Here is a 436-nt window from a genome sequence, read left to right on the forward strand (position 1 = left end):
TAATAGCCCTCACAATCAGCATAATATTCATGACGATAATAATCATCTTCGCTACCAAACTCAGGATATGCATCATCACAGATATCTTCATTAGCAGTTAGAGAGGCATTGCTATGAATATAAGAATTGCCAGAGATAAGAGCATCACAAATAACGGCATCATCAAAAACACGCGCTTCATCACAAATGTAAGCAGAGCCACTTATTTTTGCATTGCCTCCGACATGAGCATCATCACAAATGACAGCATTATCAGAAATATGAGCATGATCAGTTACCTGGGCGTTATCATAAATTTGTGCATTTCCTTCAATTACAACGGCGTTGCTAGCATGTGCATTGCCCGACAGCTTCGCATTGTCCTTTAATGTCATGCCTTCAAAAATAGCATTTCCATAAATTTGAGCATTGCCATAGACGTCGACAAAAAAGCTTT

The 436-nt window shown here is 38.8% G+C and carries 1 pseudogene; it reads right to left on the reverse strand.

Annotated features, from left to right (window positions below):
* Positions 1–436 (reverse strand): annotated as a pseudogene (locus J7R13_RS09025) (hypothetical protein); the annotation flags it as partial.

Origin of the sequence: Bartonella taylorii 8TBB, from assembly GCF_902825155.1 — a bacterium.
Lineage (GTDB): Bacteria > Pseudomonadota > Alphaproteobacteria > Rhizobiales > Rhizobiaceae > Bartonella > Bartonella taylorii_A.